This is a genomic window from Pelomonas nitida (assembly GCF_043555975.1).
Taxonomy (GTDB): Bacteria; Pseudomonadota; Gammaproteobacteria; order Burkholderiales; family Burkholderiaceae_C; genus Pelomonas; species Pelomonas nitida.
Map to the genome: position 1 here is coordinate 1 of NZ_JBIGIA010000021.1, position 14,448 is coordinate 14,448.

The 14,448-nt window shown below is 67.6% G+C and carries 10 protein-coding genes; all 10 read left to right on the forward strand.

What is annotated here, in order from left to right; genetic code table 11:
- Positions 1–716, forward strand: a 716-nt coding sequence (locus ACG00X_RS21120) for a DUF6055 domain-containing protein (protein ID WP_394491237.1), incomplete at its 5' end; no start/stop codon positions are given.
- A 537-nt stretch (positions 717–1,253) separates the two neighbouring features.
- Positions 1,254–2,441, forward strand: a complete 1,188-nt coding sequence (locus ACG00X_RS21125) for a hypothetical protein (protein ID WP_394491239.1) — start codon at positions 1,254–1,256, stop codon at positions 2,439–2,441.
- 67 nt (positions 2,442–2,508) lie between these two features.
- Positions 2,509–3,834, forward strand: coding sequence for a cellulose binding domain-containing protein (locus tag ACG00X_RS21130; protein ID WP_394491241.1), 1,326 nt, complete (start codon positions 2,509–2,511; stop codon positions 3,832–3,834).
- Between the two features lie 128 nt (positions 3,835–3,962).
- Positions 3,963–5,615 (forward strand): pectate lyase, encoded by a 1,653-nt coding sequence (gene pelA / locus ACG00X_RS21135; RefSeq protein ID WP_394491243.1) that lies wholly within the window; start codon positions 3,963–3,965, stop codon positions 5,613–5,615.
- Between the two features lie 568 nt (positions 5,616–6,183).
- Complete coding sequence (locus ACG00X_RS21140; protein ID WP_394491245.1) at positions 6,184–8,307, forward strand: cellulose binding domain-containing protein; 2,124 nt, start codon at positions 6,184–6,186, stop codon at positions 8,305–8,307.
- 18 nt (positions 8,308–8,325) lie between these two features.
- Positions 8,326–9,633, forward strand: coding sequence for an endo-1,4-beta-xylanase (locus ACG00X_RS21145; protein ID WP_394491247.1), 1,308 nt, complete (start codon positions 8,326–8,328; stop codon positions 9,631–9,633).
- Entirely contained in the window at positions 9,564–11,186 is a 1,623-nt protein-coding gene (locus ACG00X_RS21150) for a non-reducing end alpha-L-arabinofuranosidase family hydrolase (RefSeq protein WP_394491249.1), read from the forward strand. The genes ACG00X_RS21145 and ACG00X_RS21150 overlap by 70 nt, the downstream gene beginning before the upstream one ends.
- 290 nt (positions 11,187–11,476) lie before the next feature.
- On the forward strand, positions 11,477–12,190 hold the full coding sequence (locus ACG00X_RS21155; protein ID WP_394491251.1) for a CE1 family esterase: 714 nt from the start codon (positions 11,477–11,479) through the stop codon (positions 12,188–12,190).
- 107 nt (positions 12,191–12,297) lie between these two features.
- On the forward strand, positions 12,298–12,684 hold the full coding sequence (locus ACG00X_RS21160; protein ID WP_394491253.1) for a hypothetical protein: 387 nt from the start codon (positions 12,298–12,300) through the stop codon (positions 12,682–12,684).
- Between the two features lie 37 nt (positions 12,685–12,721).
- The gene (locus ACG00X_RS21165) at positions 12,722–14,416 is read left to right on the forward strand and encodes a glycoside hydrolase (protein ID WP_394491256.1); all 1,695 of its coding nucleotides are present in this window, start codon (positions 12,722–12,724) and stop codon (positions 14,414–14,416) included.
- Positions 14,417–14,448: the final 32 nt, after the last annotated feature.

Genomic DNA, 14,448 nt, shown 5'->3' on the forward strand with positions numbered 1-14,448 from the left:
CCGACTTCCGCTGGGGCCTGGTGGCCACCAACACGCAGTTCACGACGGCACGCTACAGCGCGATGCAAAAAGGCCTGGACGGCGAAGTGACGTTCAAGGTCAACGCCGGCGAGCCGCTGTTCATGGTGGTGTCGGCCACGCCGACGGTGTTCAAGACCGTCACCTGGGACCAGGACTACGCCACCATCTGGCGCTACCCGTACATGGTGGAGCTGGCCAACGCCTGGCCGCAGGGCTTCCAGAACGGCCAGCGTGACGCCTGCCCGAGCGGCACGGTTCGCCACAGCAACGGCGGCGGCTGCGCGCCCAGCGGCACGGCCACGAGCGTGTATGTCGGCCCGTACGCGACGGTGATGCCGGGCTCCTCGGTGTCGGGCACGGCGCGCATCGAAGACCAGGCCATCATCGCCAACGGCACAGTCAGTGGCGGCACGGTCGGCGGCCTGAGCGTGGTGGGCGTGACGGGCAGCCCGTGGGGCAACAACAACTTCGTCGTCGGCGGCTCGGCCCAGGTGCGCACCACCTTCTACCCGCTGGGCTTCTTCGAATCGGGCCAGGCCGCCTCGGGCAGCCTGAACCTGTACGGTGACGTGGAGTACCGCGGCGTGGGCTTGAACCTGAGCAGCGGCAACCGCTCCGGCTATGTGGACGCCACCTCCACGGTCGGCCGCGCCACGGACGTCAACAGCAAGACGCCGCTGACCTGGCGCCCCTGAGCTTGACGAGCGTCGTCAAGTCGTTGCCCCCCTCAGCACACGCCTGCCATGCGGCCTCACGTGACTGCCACTCGCCCCAGCGTCTCGCCTGCGCACCCGCTGGGCGTCTTGTTCCTGTGCCTGAGCCTGTCGGCCTGCGGCGGCGGCCGCGACGCGGCGCCTTCCGCCGGGGCGCCGCCAGCCGCTGGTGGTAGCCCGGCACCGGCGCCGGCTCCTGCGCCCACGCCCAGCCCGACGCCGACGCCGACGCCGACGCCGACGCCGACGCCGACGCCGACGCCGACGCCGGCACCAACACCAACGCCAACACCAACGCCAACGCCAACGCCAACGCCAACGCCAACGCCAACGCCAACGCCAACGCCCGCGCCCACGCCCACGCCAGCGCCAGCGCCAGCGCCAGCGCCTACGCCTACGCCTACGCCTACGCCAGCGCCTACGCCTACGCCTACGCCTACGCCTACGCCTACGCCTACGCCAGCGCCTACGCCTGCACCTACCCCTGCACCATCCCCAGCTGCCTGCGACACGCTGGAGATGCGGCTGCGCAGCACCACGGTCGCGGTGGGTGGCAATGCGGCGGCCAGTGACGAGTACACGCCTGCGGTGATTGCGCCGCAAAGCGATGGCAGCGCCTGGTTGGCCTGGACGGACAAGACCGGGCCCTCCATCAAGATGGCCTCGCTCTCCGCGACCGACACGCTGGGCGCGGCGCTGCCGGGTGTGGCGGGGCTGGAAGTGCACGCCATGCTGCCCATGCCCGACGGGGCTGCGCTGGCGGTGATGGCGAACGACCCCGACATCTACAGCGCCAAGTACTGCCAGGGCAGCGCCACGCCCGGCAATGCCGTGTGCGGCAAGATGGATCTGGTGCGGCTGGACGCGCTCGGCAACACCCTCACGCGCACGACGCTCACCAAGAAGGGCAACGCCGACAGCGTCGGTGCCCAGTTCATCTGGTGGTACGGCCACACCGCACGCCTGGCCACCGATGGCACGGCCATCGGGGTCTATTACCGCTCGGCCATGTCCACGCAGCGGCCGGGTGCGGCCGGCGAGGTGGACATCCATGCCGGCGATACCTTCAAGTTCGTCGACGCGGCCAACGGCAGCCTGCTGAACGGCGGCTGGGACTGGGGTTGCAGCCACAGCTGGTCGGTGCGGCTGGCGCACAACGGCAAGCAATGGGCCGCCGGCTGCCATGGCGACGCCTACCCCAATGCGATGCAGCTGGCCCGGCTGTCCACGCGCACGGCCGCGCCGAGCTCGCTGCAGTGGCTCGGCGGCAGCGACCCTACGCAGCGCGCGCTGGGCGGCCTGGTGCCGGTGAGTGGCGGGCACTGGATCAGTTATGTCGAGACCGTCAACAGCCGGCTCACATTGCAGCTGGCCAAGGTGCCCGAGAGCGGAAGCGCCTGGCCGGCGGCCACGACCATCGCCGCCGCCACGGGCATCGACGGCACCTACCCGTTTCGCCCCTACATGGCCGCCTACGGCACCGGCAAGCTGCTGTTGGGCTGGAAGTCCTCCGGCAAGTTGGTGCTCGCCGTGGCGGATGCCACCACGGGCGCAGTGCTGGAGGGCCCGGTCACGACGACGCTGCCGATCGACACCTTCCAGGACATGACCACCACGCCGTCGGGCGACGTGGTCTGGGCCTACAGCCCCGGCGGCAGCACGCTGCGTGTGCAACGCGTGGCGGCCTGCCGGCTGCCGGCTCGTTGAGCCACTGCCCCACCGAACGAATCAACCCCTCTTTGACCCCTCCACCAGTAGCACGCCTGTGCACCCATTGATCAAACTGACCTGCTGCCTGTCCGTCGCGGGGCTGCTCGCCTTTCAAGCGCAGGCCGCCAGCCCGGTGACGCTGACCTATGTCGTCAACAACCAGTGGAATAGCGGTTACTGCGCCACGGTGAAGGTCACCAACCCGAACAGCGAGGCCGTGGCCTGGAGCGGTGCGCTCACCGTTCGCGGCACGGTCAGCAACTTGTGGAATGCGCAGTGGACGCAGAGCGGCAGCACGCTCACGCTCAAGGGGCTGGACTGGAACAAGACAGTCGCCGGCAAGGGCAGTGTCGAATCCGTCGGCTTCTGTGCATCGAGCAACGCTGCACCCGCGCCCAATCCCGCACCGACACCCGCACCGACGCCCGCGCCAACACCGGCGCCGGTGCCCAAGCCGCCGGCTCCCGCACCGGTACCCAAGCCGCCTGCGCCTGTGCCCACGCCCGCACCCAAGCCACCAGCTCCCGCGCCCGCGCCTACGCCCAAGCCGCCGGCCCCTGTGCCGGCGCCGGCTCCTGCGCCGACGCCTCTGCCGATTCCCGCCCCGGCGCCGAGCACCACGCCGCCCAACACGGCGGACGTCAAGCCCGAAACCATTTCCTGGGTGTGGAACAACCGCATCGGCAACGAGGCGCTGAACTTCCGCAATCTCATCTTTGATCAGATCTACGCCACCAAGGGCAAGCTCAATTACTGCGTGCGTTGGGAGTCGAACGAGCGCGTCAGCCTGGCCCAGCGGAACCAGATCTCTCAACTCATCAACACCCAGATCAACAACTGGGTCAGCACCTGGCTGGCCAACTACGACGGCTGGGCCTATCCGCGCATCGACGTCAAGGTCGTCGGCTGGGCCGTCAAGGACCGCAGCGTGCTCGACTGGGCGGACGATGGCAGCATGAAGGTCTACGTCGGCGACCTGGATGAAGGCGGCGCACCTCGTTGCCCCGACACCTGCTCGCGCATGAAGCACCGCGACGGCAACTACGGCGCCTGCCCGGGTGGCGAGCCCTCGCACTTCGACATGTCGCTGTGGGGCACGCAGGGTTTCGGCGGCGGCGCGGGCGGGGACTGGGGGCAGCGCGTGTCCAGTGCCTACATCCTGTCCGTGGCCAGCCGCCCGCAGGCCGAGGCGCACATCATCGAGCACGAGATCGGCCATGGTTTCAACCTGCCCGACTTCTATGAGCCGGAGCAGTTCCCGCCGACCGGCTTGCCCAAATCCATCATGCAAGCCGGTGCGTCGGATCGCATCACGCCGTGGGATGGATGGATGCTGCGCCGCGTCTGGACGGAGCTGAGTCGCCAGCAGCCCGGCCGCTTCCTGCCCTGACAGCCCCCTGCGCGCGGCGTGTGCCGCGCGTGACGGTTTGCAAGCCGTTGGCGCCTGCCCACCGGGGCTGCTAAACGACTCGCCCCTGGATTGATCGTTCGCCCCCAATGGAGATCCCCGTGCACCCTGTGAAGAAACTGACCCACGGCCTGTTGCTGGCCGGCCTGCTGGCGGCTCAAGCCCAAGCAGCGAGCCCGGTGACGCTGACCTACGTCGTCAACAACCAATGGAGCGGTGGCTACTGCGCCACGGTGAAGGTCAGCAACCCGAACAGCGAGGCCGTGACCTGGAACGGCGCGCTCACCGTTCGCGGCACGGTCAACAGCCTGTGGAATGCGCAGTGGACGCAGAGCGGCAGCACGCTCACGCTCAAGGGGCTGGACTGGAACAAGACGATCGCCGGCAAGGCCAGCGTCGAGTCGGTCGGCTTCTGTGCGACGGGTTCCGCCGCGCCGTCACCGGCACCAACGCCGGCTCCATCGCCGGCACCCGCCCCCACGCCGGCCCCCACACCGGCCCCCGCGCCAACACCAGCGCCGAAGCCCGCCCCGACCCCTGCGCCCGTGCCTGCTCCGGCGCCCACCCCCGCACCCAAGCCTGCACCGACTCCCGCCCCGACCCCGGCACCTACGCCGGCTCCCACGCCCGCACCGACCCCGGCGCCCGCGCCGACGCCGGCACCCGCACCAACGCCTGGCGCGCCAGTGCTGCAGCAAGCCGGCAACCCTGTCTACTCCGAGCTGAACACCTACAAGAGCTGGTTGAGCAGCGCCTCGACCGATGCCGCCAAGCTCGCGGCCGACAAGCAGCTGGCCAACAACATGATCACCTGGCAGATGCCGCACGGTGGTTTCTGGAAGTGGAAGAACGCCACGACCGTCTACAAGGCCGCCTGGAACGGCAAGGCCGCCAGGGCCGAATGGAAGGGCGCCAACAGCGTGGAGCTGGGCACCATCGACAACGACGCCACGATCAGCGAGGTGATGTTCCTGGCTGATGTCTACAGCCGCACGGGTGAGGCCACCTACCGCGACGCCGCCCGCAAGGCCGTCGATTTCCTGCTGAAGATGCAGTACCCCAGTGGCGGCTGGCCGCAGGTTTACCCGGCGCGCACCGGCACGCTGTATTCGAACTACGTGACGTTCAACGACAACGCGATGGTGCGGGTCCTCATCGCGCTGGACCAGGCGGCCAAGCAGAAGGCGCCGTTCACGGGCGACCTGCTCACCGAGGCGCAGCGCAATGCGATCGCGCCTGCGCTGGAGAAGGCGGTGGACTACATCGTGCATGCGCAGATCGTGCAGCAGGGGCGCCGCACCGTCTGGTGCGCTCAGCACGACCCGGTCAGCTACGAGCCGCGCGGCGCGCGCTCGTTCGAGCTGCCGTCCAAGAGCGGGCTGGAGTCGGTCCAGGTGGTGGCCTTCCTGATGACCCGGCCGCAGACGGCGGCGGTCAAGTCGGCTGTGCAGGGGGCGCTCGCGTGGTACCGCAGCACCGCCGTCCAGGTCGCCAACACGGCTTACGTCAGCCGCCCGTCCGGCAACACCGATGACAAGTACAACCCCATCGTGGCCAAGGCCGGCAGCACGATGTGGTACCGCTTCTACGACCTGGACGCGGACGTCGGTTTCTTCAGCGGCCGCTCCGCCACGGACAACCCGCCCGGCGCCGGCAAACGCTACAACATCATGGACATCGAAGCCGAGCGCCGCTACGGCTACCAGTGGGGCGGCAGCTACGGCACGGCCATCCTGAAGTACGCCGACTCGGTCGGCTACTGACCGGGACGCCCGAAGCCGGTGGTTGGGCCGACCGGCTGCGCACGCGGGGCGATCTGCCGGACACCGTCATGGTTTAAGGCCCAGATCTCCACGCAGGGCCACGTTCGCAGCGCCGGCATTTGGCGCCGTCCCGGATCGACTCTGAGGGTGCATGGCAGCCGCCGGGCGGCGCATCTTCGGGGTCATCCCGCTACCACCGGAAGCGCGCCATGCGACCCGTTCTGCCGCGGCACTTCGCAAGATGCAATTGTTTGCAAATGGCTGCGAACCTCGCGTTGGCGGCTGGCTTTCGAAATGGCAGTGCCGGCCGCGTCGCAATAGCGAGCCAATGGGCTGCGCCGCCGACAGGCCTGGTCGTTGGAGCTTGCGCGCTACTTGCGTTTCTCGTGGTTAGGTTCCGCGGGGGTACGTTTTGACACCGAGTCTCAACGTTATGCCCTGAAGATGAGCTTCGATGCCTATCGATTGCCATCAGCTAACAAGAAATAACCCGGAGCAAAACGCCATGTCACGCCTTCGTCCTTTGGTCCTCTGCGCTGCGCTGTCGGCCCTCTTTGCCCAGTCTGCGATGGCCGCGAGTCCGGTCACGCTGACCTATGTGGTCAACAACCAATGGGGCGGCGGCTACTGCGCCACCGTGAAGGTCAGCAACCCGAACAGCGAGGCGGTGGCCTGGGCGGGCACGCTCACCGTTCGCGGTGCGGTCAACAGCCTGTGGAATGCGCAGTGGTCGCAGTCGGGCAGCACGCTCACGCTGAAGGGGCTGGACTGGAACAAGACCGTTGCAGGAAAGTCCAGCATCGAGTCCGTCGGCTTCTGTGCGATGGGCACCGACGCGTCCACACCGGCACCTACGCCAGCCCCCACACCGGCACCGATACCGGCACCTACACCAGCGCCTACGCCAGCCCCGACACCAGCTCCGACGCCAAGCCCGGCTGCGGCCATCACCTGGCCTGATCCGGCGGCCATCGAATGGGGCACGACGCTGAGCACGGTGCAACTGAACGCCAGCTCCGATGTCGCCGGCACGTTCAGCTACTCGCCGGCCGCGGGGGCAAAGCTGGAAGTCGGTGTGCAGACGCTGTCGGTGACGTTCACGCCGCAGGACAAGACCCGTTACTCGGCCAGCACCATCACACGCAAGTTGACGGTGAACAAGGCCCATCCCGGTGTGCGCTGGGATGTGCCGGCCGCAGTCCTGCAAGGCTCCGTGCTCACGGCGGCGCAGATCACGCCGGCCCCGACCGTGCTGTACGGCGTGCAGGGCTCGTTCGACGCGGCGTCCTACGTGACCGCAGACGGCAAGCCCCTGAGTGCGGCCACCACCGCCACGCCCGGCAGCGCCGTCGTCATGGCCACCTTCGTGCCCAAGGACACGGCGCACTACACCACCTCGGTGGCGAGCACCACGCTGACCATCAAGCCGCTGTCCAGCGCGGCGGTCATCGACTTCGGCGACGCGAAGCAGACGATCAAGGGCTTCGGCGGCTCGGCGGCCTGGTACTACAACAAGCTCGCCGATGACCGGCTCAACGTGCTGTTCGGCACAGGCCTGCCCGACAGCCTCGGACTGAGCATCATGCGGCTGCGCATCGCGCCGGCCGAGTGGAACGCGGCCACCAAGACGGCCGACACCACGCAGTGGACCGCCGAGCTCGTCAACGGCGCCGGTGCCCAGGCGCGCGGCGCCCTGGTGTTCGCCTCGCCGTGGTCGCCCCCGGCCAGTATGAAGATCGTCAACAAGGAGCGGCCCAACCCGCTCTACAGCGGCCGGCTCAACCCGACGATGTACGCGGCGTATGCGCAGTACCTGAACGCCTACGTGCGCTATGCCGCCACGCGCAACGTCAACCTCTACGCCGTGTCGGTGCAGAACGAGCCCGACTGGGACCCGAAGGACTACGAGTCCTGCCTGTGGAACGCCGACGAACTGAAGACCTTCATCGGCGAGCAAGGCGCGACGGCGGTCGCCGGCACCACGGCCAAGCTCATGGCGCCGGAATCACTGGGCTATGTGCCCACCGCCACCGACGCGCTGATGGCCGACGCCAAGGCCGCCAACAACCTCGGCATCATCGGCGGGCACTTGTACGGCGCACAGCCGGACTACGCCAGCTCGGCGGCCAAGCTCGGCAAGGAGCTCTGGATGACCGAGCACTTCCTGGACTCCGTCAACAAGTCGTCCAGCAAGACCGCGTGGCAGACCAGCATCGACGACGCCATCGCGCTGGCCAAGGAGATCCACGACGGGATGACGGTGGCGCAATACAACGCCTACGTGCACTGGTGGCTGGTCAACTCCAACGACTCGACGCCCACCGGGCTGATCACCAGCGCGGGCAAGCCGACGTACTTCGGCCTGGGCATGAAGCACTTCTCGTACTTCATCCGCCCGGGCTATGTGCGCTACGACACGACCGCCTTGCCGCAAAAGGGCGTGCGCGTGTCGGCGTACGGCACACCGGCGGGTTCGGCGCCCGGCAAGGCGGTGGTGGTGCTCGTGAACGAGAACGCGACGGACGTCACGCTGACCACGTCGATCACGCCGGCAGGCCGCACGCTGACGAGCCTGACGCCGTACCGCACGACTGCGACGGCGACGTTCGAGAAGCAGGCGGCCATCGGCGTCAGCGGCAACATGTTCTCGATCTCCCTGCCGGCCAAGAGCATCACCACCCTCGTGAACTGAACCACAAAGGAGACAACGATGGACAACACACAACGCTTCAAGACCCTGGGTCGCCTTCTCGTCAGCACCGGCGCAGCGGCCGTGCTGCTGGGGACGGCACAGCTCGCGCAGGCGCAGATCGCCAACGGCAAGACCAAGTTCCTCGGCAACATCATTGCGGGCAACCCGCCGGCCAACTTCAACACCTACTGGAACCAGGTTTCGCCGGAGAACGCCGGCAAGTGGGGCTCGGTGGAACCGGTGCGCGGCCAAATGAACTGGGGGGCGCTGGACACGGCCTACAACTACGCGCGCGCCAACGGGATGCCGTTCAAGCAGCACACCTTCGTGTGGGGTTCGCAAGAGCCCAACTGGATCGGCGGGCTGAGCGCGCCGCAGCAGGCGGCCGAGGTCGAGGACTTCATGCGCCAGTACTGCCAGCGTTACCCGCAGACGCAGTACATCGACGTTGTCAACGAGCCCCTGCACCAGCCGGCCAGCTATCGCGCGGCGCTTGGCGGTGCCGGCGCCACCGGCTGGGACTGGATCGTCTGGTCGTTCGAGAAGGCGCGCCAGCACTGCCCCAACGCCAAGCTGCTCATCAACGAGTACGGCATCATCAACGACGCCAATGCGGTGACCCGCTACAAGGGCATCGTCAGCATCCTGAAGTCGCGCGGCCTGATCGACGGCGTGGGCATCCAGTCGCACCACTTCAGCATGGACACCGTGGCGCCGGCCACGATCACGCAGAACCTGAACTCGCTGGCCCAGGCCGGTGTGCCGATCTACGTGTCCGAGCTGGACATGACCGGTGACGATGCCACCCAGTTGTCGCGCTACCAGCAGAAGTTCCCGCTGCTGTGGACCCACCCGGCCGTTGCCGGCGTCACGCTGTGGGGCTACATCGAAGGCCAGACCTGGGTGGCCAATTCGCATCTCGTGCGCCGTGACGGCAGCGAGCGGCCCGCGCTGACCTGGCTCGCCAACTACGTGCGCAACACCTCGAGCAGCAAGTCCATCGTCGTGCGGGCCCGCGGCACCTCGGGCCAGGAGCGCGTCACGCTGCGCATTGGCGGCACCGCCGTGCAGTCGTGGACGCTCAGCAAGACCATGACGAACTACACCTTCACGACCAGCCTGTCCGGCGGCAGCACGGTGGAGTTCACGAACGACGCCACCGGGCGTGATGTGCAGATCGACTACCTGAGCGTGAATGGCAACGCGCGCCAGGCCGAGACCCAGACCTACAACACCGGCGTCTACCAGAGCGGCCGGTGTGGCGGCGGCAGTGGGCGCAGCGAATGGCTGCATTGCAACGGCGCCATCGGCTTCGGCGATCTCTGAGCCGCAAGGTCGATTCGAAAGGAGACCCCATGACTCACATCATGAAGCGGCGCTTCGCGCCCACGGCGCTGGCGGCAGGTGTGCTCTGCGCTGCTGCGCTGGCCACGGCAACCCCGGCACAGGCCGCCATCACGGTGGACGGCAACACGTGGTATGCCGTTGTCAATGTCAACAGCGGCAAGGCGCTGGATCTCTACAACTGGGTGACCAATGACGGCGGCGAGTTCCGCCAGTGGGCCCGGCATGACGGCGCCAACCAGCAGTTCCAGCTGATCAGTTCCGGCAACGGCTACTACCGGCTCAAGAACCGGCACTCGGGCAAGGTTGTCGATGTCTGGAACTTCTCGAAGGCCGACGGAGCCGCCGTGAACCAGTTCAGCGACGGCAACGGGGCCAACCAGCAGTGGCAACTCGTTGGCGCGGACAACGGCGCCGTGCGCTTCATCAACCGCAATTCGGGCAAGGCGCTGGAAGTCGCCAACGCGTCGACTGCGGATGGTGGCGACATCACCCAGTACACCGACTACGCTGGTCGCAACCAGACCTGGGCGCTCGTGCCCGTGGGCAGCGCCTCGGGCGGGCAGGTGCAAATGCCGTCGAGCTTCAAGTGGACCTCAAGCGCGCCGCTGATGGTTGCCAAGCCGGCCGCACGTTTCCCGGAAGTGGCGATCAAGGACCCGTCGGTCGTGTTCCACAACGGCCTCTGGCACGTGTTTTCCACGCAGGCCAAGGGCGACGGCTGGGGGCTGGAATACCGCTCGTTCTCGGACTGGTCCAATGCCGGCTCCGCGACGCCGTATTTCCTGGACAGCACCGCCATCGGCGCGGGCTACCGCGCCGCGCCGTTCGTCTTCTTCCATACGCCGTCGAAGCTTTGGTACTTGGTGTTCCAGAACGGCAACGCCGCCTATTCGACCAACGCGGACATCAGCAACCCGGCCGGGTGGAGTGCGCCGCGCAATTTCTACAAGAGCGTGCCGGCGATCGTGCAGCAGAACACCGCGAACGGGCGTGGCAGCTGGCTGGATTTCGCCGTGGCTTGCGATGCGGCGAACTGCCATTTGTTCTCTGCTGGTGACAACGGGGAGATCTACCGCTCGCAGACCACGTTGGCGAACTTCCCGAATGGGTTTGGCGACACCGTGATTGCCCTGCGGGACGCCAATAGCAACAACCTCTTCGAGGCGCCGCAGATCTACAAGGTGCGCGAGACGGGGCAGTACTTGATGATCGTCGAGGCGATTGGCGGCAGTGGCCGGTACTTCCGCTCCTGGACGGCGAGCAGCCTGTCGGGGACCTGGACGCCGCTGGCCGCGACTGAGTCCAACCCCTTCGCGGGCAATGCCAATGTCAGCTTCCCCACGGGCAAATGGAGCCAGGGCATCAGCCACGGGGAAATTCTGCGCACAGGCTACGACGAGAACGTCGAAATCAGCGTCTGCGACATGCGCTTCCTCTACCAGGGGCTCACGCCTGGTGCCAGCGGGGACTACGGCCGGCTGCCCTACCGCCTCGGCCTGCTCACGCTGACCACCTCGCCCTGCCAGAAGTGAGGCGCCTGCGCTTCGTTTCACCGCGCCTGGCGGGCGCCCTGGTGTCCGCCCTGGCGGTTTGCGCCTGTGGTGGGGGCACGGGCGCTCCAGCCGCCGGTGCGCCTGCCCCGGCGCCAGCGCCCACGCCGGCTCCGGCTCCGGCTCCGGCTCCGGCTCCGGCCCCTGCACCTGCACCTGCTCCGGCCCCTGCACCTGCACCTGCACCTGCACCTGCACCTGCACCCACGCCAGCACCTGCACCCGCACCCGGACCGTCGAGCAAAAGTGCCGGCTGTGGGCGAGCTGCTCAGTTGGCGAGCGGCAAATACAGCTTGACCTCAGACGGCGTGACGCGCGATTACTGGGTTCGGGTGCCGTCCGCCTATCGGAGCGACAACGCTTATCCGCTGATCGTCGGGCTGCACTGGCGTGACGGCAGCGCGACCGATGTCTACAACGGCAACAGCTGGGCCAGTGGCAAACCCTTCTACGGCTTGAAGGAGCTCTACGGCGAGACTGGAATCTTCGTAGCGCCGGCCGGATTGGATGCGGGTTGGGCCAACCCGAACGACCGGGACATCCGCTTCATCGGTGCGATGGTCAACCAGTTGAAACAGAGCCTGTGCATCGACACAAGCCATGTCTTCGCCACCGGCTTCAGTTTCGGCGGAATGATGTCGAACGCGATCGGTTGCCAGATGGGCGACGTCTTCCGCGCCGTGGCGCCGATGTCAGGGTCGGTCTGGAGTGGCTGTGTGGCCTCCCCGAACAAGACGGCCGCCCTCTTGCTGCATGCCAAGGAAGATGCCGTCGTGGGCTATCAGTTTGGCGAAGAGGCGCGTGACAAGTTCATTGCCAAGAACAGCTGCAGCAAGACTGCCACCAAGATCGGAACCAACGGTTGCGTGATCTACCAGGGTTGCGCCGCCGACAAACCGGTTGCGTGGTGCGGCTATAGCAACGGTGGTCATTGGCCGCCCGGCTTCGCCGCGACGGAAATCAAGGCCTTCTTCGATCGCTTCTGAATCCCTCATCTCGCATGGGAGAGGGCGCACTTTGACCATACGCCAGGACACAGCGTGGACCTCCACCCGACGCGCACTGCCACCCAACGCAAAGCCAGCTTGCTTTTGTGTTTTCTATTGACGACGGCCATCACTGCCTGCGGCGGCGGCAGCGGAGCGGCGGCAGGCTCGCCGCCGAGCGGCACGCCCGACCCGGCGCCCGCACCGACACCGGCACCCACACCGGCACCCACACCGGCGCCCACACCGGCACCTGCGCCAGCCCCCACACCGGCACCTGCGCCAGCCCCCACACCGGCGCCCACACCAGCGCCCACACCAGCACCCACACCAGCGCCGACACCGGCACCTACGCCAGCCCCCACACCGGCACCGACACCGGCACCCACACCAGCGCCGACACCGGCACCTACGCCAGCGCCTACGCCGGCACCTACGCCAGCTCCCACACCAGCTCCGACGCCAAGCCCGACTGCGGCCATCACCTGGCCTGATCCGGCGGCCATCGAATGGGGCACGACGCTGAGCACGGTGCAACTGAACGCCAGCACCGATGTCGCCGGCACGTTCAGCTACTCGCCGGCCGCGGGGGCGAAGCTGGAAGTCGGTGTGCAGACGCTGTCGGTGACGTTCACGCCGCAGGACAAGACCCGTTACGCGGCCAGCACCATCACGCGCAAGTTGACGGTGAACAAAGCCCATCCCGGCGTGCGTTGGGATGTGCCGGCCGCAGTCCTGCAAGGCTCCGTGCTCACGGCGGCGCAGATCACGCCGGCCCCGACCGTGCTGTACGGCGTGCAGGGCTCGTTCGATGCGGCGTCCTACGTGACCGCAGACGGCAAGCCCCTGAGTGCGGCCACCACCGCCACGCCCGGCAGCGCCGTCGTCATGGCCACCTTCGTGCCCAAGGACACGGCGCACTACACCACCTCGGTGGCGAGCACCACGCTGACCATCAAGCCGCTGTCCAGCGCGGCGGTCATCGACTTCGGCGACGCGAAGCAGACGATCAAGGGCTTCGGCGGCTCGGCGGCCTGGTACTACAACAAGCTCGCCGATGACCGGCTCAACGTGCTGTTCGGCACAGGCCTGCCCGACAGCCTCGGGCTGAGCATCATGCGGCTGCGCATCGCGCCGGCCGAGTGGAACGCGGCCACCAAGACGGCCGACACCACGCAGTGGACCGCCGAGCTCGTCAACGGCGCCGGTGCCCAGGCGCGCGGCGCCCTGGTGTTCGCCTCGCCGTGGTCGCCCCCGGCCAGCATGAAGATCGTCAACAAGGAGCGGCCCAACCCGCTCTACAGCGGCCGGCTCAACCCGACGATGTACGCGGCGTATGCGCAGTACCTGAACGCCTACGTGCGCTATGCCGCCACGCGCAACGTCAACCTCTACGCCGTGTCGGTGCAGAACGAGCCCGACTGGGACCCGAAGGACTACGAGTCCTGCCTGTGGAACGCCGACGAACTGAAGACCTTCATCGGCGAGCAAGGCGCGACGGCGGTCGCCGGCACCACGGCCAAGCTCATGGCGCCGGAATCGCTGGGCTATGTGCCCACCGCCACCGACGCGCTGATGGCCGACGCCAAGGCCGCCAACAACCTCGGCATCATCGGCGGGCACTTGTACGGCGCACAGCCGGACTACGCCAGCTCGGCGGCCAAGCTCGGCAAGGAGCTCTGGATGACCGAGCACTTCCTGGACTCCGTCAACAAGTCATCCAGCAAGACCGCGTGGCAGACCAGCATCGACGACGCCATCGCGCTGGCCAAGGAGATCCACGACGGGATGACGGTGGCGCAATACAACGCCTACGTGCACTGGTGGCTGGTCAACTCCAACGACTCGACGCCCACCGGGCTGATCACCAGCGCGGGCAAGCCGACGTACTTCGGCCTGGGCATGAAGCACTTCTCGTACTTCATCCGCCCGGGCTATGTGCGCTACGACACGACCGCCTTGCCGCAAAAGGGCGTGCGCGTGTCGGCGTACGGCACACCGGCGGGTTCGGCGCCCGGCAAGGCGGTCGTGGTGCTCGTGAACGAGAACGCGACGGACGTCACGCTGACCACGTCGATCACGCCGGCAGGCCGCACGCTGACGAGCCTGACGCCGTACCGCACGACTGCGACGGCGACGTTCGAGAAGCAGGCGGCCATCGGCGTCAGCGGCAACATGTTCTCGATCTCCCTGCCGGCCAAGAGCATCACCACCCTCGTGGACTGAACGGCCAAGGAGCACAACGATGGGCCACGTAC